Source organism: Enterococcus sp. DIV0755f (assembly GCF_051713725.1).
Lineage (GTDB): Bacteria > Bacillota > Bacilli > Lactobacillales > Enterococcaceae > Enterococcus_D > Enterococcus_D casseliflavus.
This window is the reverse complement of the sequence record NZ_JBIOQL010000001.1, coordinates 621,481-630,000: the sequence shown is the minus strand read 5'-3', so window position 1 is coordinate 630,000 and position 8,520 is coordinate 621,481. Positions and strand designations below refer to the sequence as shown.

Here is an 8,520-nt window from a genome sequence, read left to right as displayed (position 1 = left end):
CTCCCGGATATGAATGAATGGCATTCGGAGTTTATCTGAATTCGGTAACCCGAGATGGGCCCCTAGTCCAAACAGTGCTCTACCTCCATCATTCTCAATTCCGAGGCTAGCCCTAAAGCTATTTCGGAGAGAACCAGCTATCTCCAAGTTCGTTTGGAATTTCTCCGCTACCCACACCTCATCCCCGCACTTTTCAACGTACGTGGGTTCGGTCCTCCAGTGCGTTTTACCGCACCTTCAACCTGGACATGGGTAGATCACATGGTTTCGGGTCTACGACAACATACTCATTCGCCCTATTCAGACTCGCTTTCGCTGCGGCTCCGTCTCTTCAACTTAACCTCGCATGCTATCGTAACTCGCCGGTTCATTCTACAAAAGGCACGCTATCACCCATTAACGGGCTCTAACTTGTTGTAGGCACACGGTTTCAGGATCTATTTCACTCCCCTTCCGGGGTGCTTTTCACCTTTCCCTCACGGTACTGGTTCACTATCGGTCACTAGGGAGTATTTAGCCTTGGGAGATGGTCCTCCCGGATTCCGACGGAATTCCTCGTGTTCCGCCGTACTCAGGATCCTCCTAGGTGTTATCCAAATTTCGCCTACGGGGTTTTTACCCTCTTTGACATACTTTTCCAAGTATTTCGACTATCTGAATAGACTACCATATCGGAGTCCTACAACCCCAACAAGCAAGCTTGTTGGTTTGGGCTTTTCCCGTTTCGCTCGCCGCTACTCAGGGAATCGAATTTTCTTTCTCTTCCTGCAGGTACTTAGATGTTTCAGTTCTCTGCGTCTACCTCGACTGCGCTATGTATTCACGCAGACGTAACATCCTATAAAAGATGCTGGGTTCCCCCATTCGGAAATCTCTGGATCATAGCTTACTTACAGCTCCCCAAAGCATATCGGTGTTAGTCCCGTCCTTCATCGGCTCCTAGTGCCAAGGCATCCACCGTGCGCCCTTATTCACTTAACCTTTGACCTTACGGTCGGTTTTGAGTACTTCTTCTAGCGATAGAAGGTTGCTCAAGAAAATAAGCGTTGAACTTATTAAAAAACTCTTTTAACATTTCAACTCGGTGTGTGTTACTTGTTTTGATTATTTCTTCGATATCCAGTTTTCAATGAACAAATTTTGTTTGAGAGTAAACCTCTCAAAACTGAACAAAGGCAAACGATGTGTAGTCTTCCGAAATATTCCTTAGAAAGGAGGTGATCCAGCCGCACCTTCCGATACGGCTACCTTGTTACGACTTCACCCCAATCATCTATCCCACCTTAGGCGGCTGGCTCCAAAAGGTTACCTCACCGACTTCGGGTGTTACAAACTCTCGTGGTGTGACGGGCGGTGTGTACAAGGCCCGGGAACGTATTCACCGCGGCGTGCTGATCCGCGATTACTAGCGATTCCGGCTTCATGTAGGCGAGTTGCAGCCTACAATCCGAACTGAGAGAAGCTTTAAGAGATTAGCTTAGCCTCGCGACTTCGCAACTCGTTGTACTTCCCATTGTAGCACGTGTGTAGCCCAGGTCATAAGGGGCATGATGATTTGACGTCATCCCCACCTTCCTCCGGTTTGTCACCGGCAGTCTCGCTAGAGTGCCCAACTAAATGATGGCAACTAACAATAAGGGTTGCGCTCGTTGCGGGACTTAACCCAACATCTCACGACACGAGCTGACGACAACCATGCACCACCTGTCACTTTGCCCCCGAAGGGGAAGCTCTATCTCTAGAGTGGTCAAAGGATGTCAAGACCTGGTAAGGTTCTTCGCGTTGCTTCGAATTAAACCACATGCTCCACCGCTTGTGCGGGCCCCCGTCAATTCCTTTGAGTTTCAACCTTGCGGTCGTACTCCCCAGGCGGAGTGCTTAATGCGTTTGCTGCAGCACTGAAGGGCGGAAACCCTCCAACACTTAGCACTCATCGTTTACGGCGTGGACTACCAGGGTATCTAATCCTGTTCGCTCCCCACGCTTTCGAGCCTCAGCGTCAGTTACAGACCAGAGAGCCGCCTTCGCCACTGGTGTTCCTCCATATATCTACGCATTTCACCGCTACACATGGAATTCCACTCTCCTCTTCTGCACTCAAGTCTCCCAGTTTCCAATGACCCTCCCCGGTTGAGCCGGGGGCTTTCACATCAGACTTAAGAAACCGCCTGCGCTCGCTTTACGCCCAATAAATCCGGACAACGCTTGCCACCTACGTATTACCGCGGCTGCTGGCACGTAGTTAGCCGTGGCTTTCTGGTTAGATACCGTCAAGGGATGAACATTTTACTCTCATCCTTGTTCTTCTCTAACAACAGAGTTTTACGATCCGAAAACCTTCTTCACTCACGCGGCGTTGCTCGGTCAGACTTTCGTCCATTGCCGAAGATTCCCTACTGCTGCCTCCCGTAGGAGTCTGGGCCGTGTCTCAGTCCCAGTGTGGCCGATCACCCTCTCAGGTCGGCTATGCATCGTTGCCTTGGTGAGCCGTTACCTCACCAACTAGCTAATGCACCGCGGGTCCATCCATCAGTGACGCAAAAGCGCCTTTCAACTTTCTTCCATGCGGAAAATAGTGTTATACGGTATTAGCACCTGTTTCCAAGTGTTATCCCCTTCTGATGGGCAGGTTACCCACGTGTTACTCACCCGTTCGCCACTCTTTTTCTTTCGGTGGAGCAAGCTCCGGTGAAAGAAAAAGCGTTCGACTTGCATGTATTAGGCACGCCGCCAGCGTTCGTCCTGAGCCAGGATCAAACTCTCATAATGATTTGTTTGAATGACCATACGGTCATTAAGCTCATAAAAATTAACTTTGCTAGCTATTGCTTGCATGTATTTGTTTCAATAAATTGAAACGTCCTACACATTGGTTCGTTTGCTTGCTTTGTTCAGTTTTCAAAGGTCTACCGTGCTGCGTTAGCAACTTTTATATCATATCAGAGTGACATTTAATTGTCAACTCTTTTTTTAAAGTTTTTTTTCGCTCGTTGCTTTTCAACTTCGTAGCGGCTGTCTCAGCGACTTAATTAGAATAACAAATGATTTGTTATTTGTCAACAACTTTTTTCAATTAATTTTGTTGATGTATCAACATTGATTAACTGTTTTATTATTGCGACTTCGTTATAATATCATCTGTTGCATTTTTGGTCAAGTCTTTTTTTGAAGTTTTTTCAACTGTTGTTTTGACCCGCTGGCTCCATTGCCAACGTTGACTAATTTACCATTCTTCTTGACTCAGGTCAAGGAAATATTTCATTTTATTTACAAAAAGTTTTCAATAAAAAAAGACCGTCGTAACGGTCTTCAGTCTTTTCGCTAATATTCAGGTGCTAAAAGAACGGAACGCCTTCAATCTCGTAGTCTTCAATGATCTTACGAAAGATATTGGGCTCTTCCCACGCATACCCTTCTGGCAGCTGTTGCGTTTGTCCTGCTTCTTGTGTTTCAAAAACAAATAAAGGAATGTTTTGCGTATCAATATTGCCATTTGTGAGCTCAACGAGTTCGATCGCTGTCACATCAAGGTGGATACGGTCTTTAAACAATTGTAAGATCGTAGCCAAGCCGGTTTTATCTTCAGAAAAATCCGTTGACGCTAATTCCGCAGTGCCTTCGTGTATTTGCATCAAAAATCGTTTCGAACCATTTGCTAAGTGCATCATAACTGTACCCGCTACTTTTTTGGATCCCAAAATACCCACCTCAGTTATTCATCTGTTTGTAAACTAATTTTAGCACATTTTCAGAAAATATGCACGATTATCTGCTGCTGTTTTCTTTTTCTAACATTTCTTTGGCCTCTTTCACCCACACTGGTAAAGCTTCTCCAATCGTACGAAAACCGATCCGCTTATTCTTATTTGTAAAGTAGCGTTTACGCTTAAAGGGTGGCTGAACAAAACTCGTTTCCAATGTACGGCGGGACAAACTGATCTTTTGGCTGTATTCGTCAATATCAATGATTTGTACACGGATCTTTTGCCCGATCTGTAAGACTTCATGGATATTTTTGGTAAACCCAGATTGGATCTCTGAAACATGGATCAATCCTTGTGTTTCCTTATCTAACGAAACAAATGCACCATAGGGTTGAATCCCAGTGACTGTTCCTTCTATAATGTTCCCGATTTGATAATTCATAGTCTTTCCTCTCTTTTCCACTTTCATTATACTTGAACTAGTGGTAGATTTGAAGCATCAGAAACAACGTTGCACAATATAGGAGGGAAACGCATGATCAATTTTGACAAAGTTCATCCGCGCTTAAATACCAATAGCGTCAAATGGGATACCATTGCAAAAACCTATAAGGAAGAAAACTTGTTGCCGCTTTGGGTAGCCGACATGGATTTTCTGGCACCAGAACCTGTGAAAAAAGCGTTAGAAAAAGCAGTTGCCCAAGGGATCTATGGGTACTCCACCATCCCTGATTCGCTGCTTGAATCCATCATCGATTGGCAGCAAAGACGTCATGGTTATACCATCAATAAAGAAGCGATCCTTTTTAATAGCGGTGTGGTCCCTAGTATTGCACTGGCGATCCAAAGTTATACGCAAGAAGGAGATGCCGTATTGATCCACGATCCGGTCTACCATCCCTTTGCCCATGTTGTCAAAAACAATCAGCGGACCTTAATTCAAGAACCGTTACTAGAAAAAGATGGCCACTTTGTCATCGATTTTGAGGCGATGGAACAAACCATCATCGAAAAGAAGGTAAAATTGTTTCTTCTATGTAATCCTCATAATCCTGGCGGTCGCGTGTGGTCAAAAGAAGAACTGCTGACGATCGGCCGTATTTGTCAAAAGCACCAGGTGATCGTTGTCAGTGATGAGATCCATCAAGACATCGTTTTTGCACCAAATCAATTTGTCTCTTTCCAAACAGTCGAGCCAAGCTTTGCCGATTTTTCGATCATCTTGACCTCAGCAACTAAGACCTTTAATTTAGCTGGGATCAAAAATTCGATGGTATTCATCAAAAACAAAACCTTGCGCAGCCAATTTGCAAAAACACAGGAACGTAACGTTCAAGGGGAAATCAATACGTTTGGGTTGGTCGCTACTGAGGCAGCGTATCGTGAATCTGAAGCATGGTTAGAAGAACTACTGTCCTATTTAGAAGCAAATCGCACCTTTGTCTGCGACTTTTTGACTGAACAACTCCCAGCAGTGACGTTTCAAAAGCCCGAAGGTACTTACTTGATCTGGCTGGATTTTTCTGCCTATGGCCTAACGGACAATCAGCTACAAAGAAAACTGATTAAAGAAGCCAATGTCGTATTGAATCAAGGAAATATCTTTGGTCCTCGCGGCAGTCACCATATGCGGCTAAACTTTGCCTGTCCTAAAGAGCTATTAGAAAAAGCACTCAATCAAATCGCCGCCGCGTTTAAAGACCAACCGATCGGTTAACTCTTTCTTATGAAAAAAAGAACCCTAAAGCTGCCATTTCAACGATCTCCTTGAGGATAACCGTTGAAACTGCTTTTGGGTTCTTTTGTTTTATTCGCTGATTTCGATCGTTTCGATCACTACATCATGCACTGGACGATCTTGTGGTCCCCGTTGCACGCCAGCGATTTCATCAACGACTGACATTCCTTCGATCACATGACCGAAGACTGTGTGACGGAAATCTAACCAAGGAGTACCACCTGCTTGATACGCTTCGATGATTTCAGCTGGATAACCAGCACCTTCTAATTGACCTAACATGTTGCTAGGAACATTTTGATTGTTTACAATGAAAAACTGGCTGCCGTTAGTATTCGGACCAGCATTTGCCATGGATAAAGCGCCACGAAGATTGAACAATTCTTTTGAAAATTCATCTTCAAAGCTGCCACCATAGATGCTTTCGCCGCCCATCCCTGTACCAGTTGGATCGCCGCCTTGAATCATAAAATCAGGAATGACACGGTGGAAGATGATCCCATCGTAATACCCTTTTTTCGCTAATTCAACGAAGTTTTTCACTGTTTTTGGTGCCAATTCTGGGAACAATTGTACAACTACATCCCCACGATTGGTTTTGATGACTGCTTTATGGCCAGTTTGTTTTTCTAATGCTAACTGTGGAAATTCAGACACATTAACTCCTCCTTCTCTCTCATAAACCCATGATAGCAGAAAATTGAAAAAATGCTAGTTTGGATAATTTTTGCTATAATGAAGCTATTCGTACAATACGAACACGCTTCACCCCAACGTGGTTAGAAAAGAGGAATAACATGGATATTTTTGATATAACGATTATCGGCGCGGGACCTAGCGGGATGTTTTCTGCTTTCTATGCCGGTATGCGTAACGCCAAAACCAAGATCATCGACAGCTTGCCGCAATTAGGCGGTCAGCTTGCTACTTTATACCCAGAAAAATACATCTACGATATCCCAGGTTATCCGAAAATCAAAGCGGGCGATCTTGTCCAAAACCTGGAAAAACAGTTGACGACCTTCAATCACCAATATTGTTTAGAAGAAACCGTCTTGTCGGTCGAAAAACAAGAAGACTATATCGAAGTCACCACCGACAAAGGAATCCATTACTCGAAAGCCGTGATTTTGGCCTTAGGAAACGGCTCCTTTCAACCGCGCAAACTGACTTTGCCAGAAAGCGAGCGGTTTGAAGGATACGGATTAGACTATTTTGTCACCGATTTGATGAAGTATGCTGGACGCAAAGTAGCGATTGCCGGTGGCGGCGATTCTGCCATCGATTGGGCATTGATGCTAGAGCCGATCGCTAGTGAAGTCTACTTGATCCATCGCCGTCCTGAATTTCGTGCCCATGAACATAGCGTTAGTAAATTACAGGCTTCTGCCGTCAACATTTTGACTCCTTATGTGATCCAAGAAATCCAAGGAGAGCAACGTTTGACTGGTGTCTCGTTGCAGCAAGTCAAGGGTGATGAAACAGTCAGCCTTTCATTGGATGCTTTGATCGTCAATTACGGTTTTTCTTCCACATTGAACATCAAGGATTGGGGCATGAAAAGCAGCCGCCAAGGAGTCTTCGTCTCTTCAGATATGAGCACGTCTGTTCCTGGGATCTATGGCTGTGGGGATGTCGTTTTATACGATGGAAAAGTCGACCTGATCGCTACTGGTTTCGGGGAAGCCCCAACTGCGGTGAACAATGCGCTCCACTACATTGATCCCAAAACGCGGACACAACCAGCCCATAGTACAAGTCTTTTTAAGGAGTAGCTGAGATGAAACAAGCTGGTCAACGTCAACTTGCCGCCTATACTCTCCCTTTGCAGGGAGAGACCCTCACTGAGCAAATGGTTCAGTATCTGGAAGCCTTCGATCATGCCGAAACGGCAGTCCACAATCTAGCCGTTGCCCAAGAAGCCAAACGATTGGCAGAACGATTTCAAGTCAATGCGGAGAAAGCTTACTTGGCAGGACTGCTGCACGATGTCAGCGTCGTCATCCCTCATGACCAGCGAATCGCCTTGCAGATAGCAGTAGGCGAACCGATCTTAGATGCGGAGCGGCAAGCACCTTTTTTGCTGCATCAGCAGCAATCCGCTTTGTTGGCAAAAACGGTTTTTCAGGTGTCTGATCCAGACATTCTGTCTGCCATCAGCTGTCATACCACCTTAAAGGCCCATTATCGTCGTCTCGATCTACTCGTTTTTTTAGCCGACAAAATCAAATGGGATCGTAAAGATCAAGCGCCTTTCTTAACCGGCTTATTAGACCGCCTCGATGATTCCTTGGAAGCCGCCGCTGGGTATTATATGGACTGGCTTTTTGCTGGTGACTTGGTGGTCCCCCATCCTTGGGCAGTGGCAGCCAAAGCAGAACTAGCCAACACCTGTGCTTCAGTGGATGTCAGAAGGGATTAAAACCCAAACGGCATGGGCTGCAACTGGAATAGGGCACTACTTATGATTGCAATCCATCAGTCGCATGTTGACTTTTGAATAAACTATTTTTACATGGAGGGGAACTATATGGTATTAGAAAGCAAAACACTTGAAGACAAAGCAAGAGAATTGTTGGCCGACCGCGGTGTCTCACTGCAAGACATCGGCGAATTGGTGATGTTTTTGCAAAAAGACTACATTGAAGGCATCACCTTGGAGATGTGTATCGAAAGCGTCAACGCTGTCTTAAGCAAGCGGGAAGTCCACAACACGATTTTAACGGGTGTTCAGTTAGATATTTTGGCAGAAGAAAATCAACTGCTGCATCCACTGCAAGAAATCGTTAAAGAAGACGAAGGGCTTTATGGGATCGATGAGATCCTCGCTCTATCCATCGTCAACGTGTACGGCTCGATCGGCTTTACTAACTACGGATACATTGATAAAGTCAAACCGGGTATTTTGAAAGAACTGAACAAGCACGACGGTCCCCGCGTTCACACCTTTTTAGATGATATCGTAGGTGCCATCGCAGCTTCTGCCGCAAGTCGCTTAGCCCATCAACACCCAAGTAAATCTCATTACATTACGCAATAAAAAAAAGACCGACGATTCGCCTCCCTCAAAGGAAGGGG

General features: G+C 45.3%; 7 protein-coding genes and 2 rRNA genes (1 of these 9 only partly in view). 4 read left to right on the top strand and 5 right to left on the bottom strand.

The features are described from left to right. The 4 genes from IGI73_RS02890 to IGI73_RS02875 all read right to left on the bottom strand — a co-directional run. Nucleotides 1–981, bottom strand: a 23S ribosomal RNA gene (locus tag IGI73_RS02890) (it extends 1,934 nt beyond the left edge of the window). A 229-nt stretch (nt 982–1,210) separates the two neighbouring features. Continuing rightward, nucleotides 1,211–2,769: ribosomal RNA gene (locus IGI73_RS02885) — 16S ribosomal RNA — on the bottom strand. Together the 16S and 23S rRNA genes form the textbook arrangement of a ribosomal RNA operon. 566 nt (nt 2,770–3,335) lie before the next feature. Then, nucleotides 3,336–3,698: a hypothetical protein gene (locus IGI73_RS02880; RefSeq protein ID WP_005227664.1), complete on the bottom strand. Its 363-nt coding sequence runs from the start codon at nt 3,696–3,698 to the stop codon at nt 3,336–3,338. 67 nt (nt 3,699–3,765) lie between these two features. Then, complete coding sequence (locus IGI73_RS02875) at nt 3,766–4,146, bottom strand: CvfD/Ygs/GSP13 family RNA-binding post-transcriptional regulator (protein WP_005227662.1); 381 nt, start codon at nt 4,144–4,146, stop codon at nt 3,766–3,768. A gap of 93 nt (nt 4,147–4,239) precedes the next feature. On the opposite strand from IGI73_RS02875, the gene IGI73_RS02870 reads away from it, so the two are divergent. After that, nucleotides 4,240–5,421 (top strand): MalY/PatB family protein, encoded by a 1,182-nt coding sequence (locus IGI73_RS02870; RefSeq protein WP_438759064.1) that lies wholly within the window; start codon nt 4,240–4,242, stop codon nt 5,419–5,421. 90 nt (nt 5,422–5,511) lie between these two features. On the opposite strand, the gene IGI73_RS02865 is transcribed toward IGI73_RS02870, so the two are convergent. After that, entirely contained in the window at nt 5,512–6,099 is a 588-nt protein-coding gene (locus IGI73_RS02865) for a peptidylprolyl isomerase (protein ID WP_005227659.1), read from the bottom strand. Between the two features lie 140 nt (nt 6,100–6,239). Between IGI73_RS02865 and IGI73_RS02860 the strand changes: the two genes are divergently transcribed. The 3 genes from IGI73_RS02860 to IGI73_RS02850 all read left to right on the top strand — a co-directional run bounded on the left by IGI73_RS02860 (nt 6,240) and on the right by IGI73_RS02850 (nt 8,482). Beyond that, entirely contained in the window at nt 6,240–7,217 is a 978-nt protein-coding gene (locus tag IGI73_RS02860) for an NAD(P)/FAD-dependent oxidoreductase (RefSeq protein WP_010748839.1), read from the top strand. A gap of 5 nt (nt 7,218–7,222) precedes the next feature. Beyond that, nucleotides 7,223–7,864: a bis(5'-nucleosyl)-tetraphosphatase (symmetrical) YqeK gene (yqeK, locus tag IGI73_RS02855; protein WP_156236303.1), complete on the top strand. Its 642-nt coding sequence runs from the start codon at nt 7,223–7,225 to the stop codon at nt 7,862–7,864. A 108-nt stretch (nt 7,865–7,972) separates the two neighbouring features. Then, complete coding sequence (locus IGI73_RS02850; protein WP_005227653.1) at nt 7,973–8,482, top strand: phosphatidylglycerophosphatase A family protein; 510 nt, start codon at nt 7,973–7,975, stop codon at nt 8,480–8,482. Nucleotides 8,483–8,520 lie beyond the last annotated feature (38 nt).

Excerpts from the sequence above, each read along its gene's own strand:
- yqeK (WP_156236303.1), top strand. The coding sequence starts at position 7,223 with ATGAAACAAGCTGGTCAACGTCAACTTGCCGCCTATACTCTCCCTTTG.
- IGI73_RS02870 (WP_438759064.1), top strand. The coding sequence starts at position 4,240 with ATGATCAATTTTGACAAAGTTCATCCGCGCTTAAATACCAATAGCGTC.
- IGI73_RS02850 (WP_005227653.1), top strand. The coding sequence starts at position 7,973 with ATGGTATTAGAAAGCAAAACACTTGAAGACAAAGCAAGAGAATTGTTG.
- IGI73_RS02860 (WP_010748839.1), top strand. The coding sequence starts at position 6,240 with ATGGATATTTTTGATATAACGATTATCGGCGCGGGACCTAGCGGGATG.
- IGI73_RS02875 (WP_005227662.1), bottom strand. The coding sequence starts at position 4,146 with ATGAATTATCAAATCGGGAACATTATAGAAGGAACAGTCACTGGGATT.